We start from the raw sequence: 247 nt of genomic DNA, 5'->3' as shown, positions 1-247 counted from the left end.
AGCTGAAGGCCATGGGGATCCGCAAACTTCAAATAAGTTTCGCCAAAACGAACATGTTCTTTAAACGACACCTGATGGCTTTCGAGCCGGCTGCGCCAGAATGGCAATGCGCCTGGCGGAACGGCGAAAACCGTGACACCGACCTGCCCATCGCCCACTTTTCCCTGGTAAGCTTTGCCCCATGGGAAAAAGCTCATGATCGTGCCAGGTGACCCTTGATCGTTCCCGAAATACAAATGATAAGTAC

Annotated in this window: 1 protein-coding gene; it reads right to left on the bottom strand. The window is 52.2% G+C overall.

Annotated elements, in window-relative coordinates:
* Positions 1-247, bottom strand: a 247-nt coding sequence (locus tag SB775_RS32515) for a VOC family protein (protein ID WP_486360738.1), incomplete at both ends; no start/stop codon positions are given.

The sequence above is a fragment of the Peribacillus sp. SIMBA_075 genome (genome assembly GCF_046534585.1).
The sequence above is the reverse complement of the archived record's forward strand: the minus strand, read 5'-3'. Positions and strand labels throughout refer to the sequence as shown.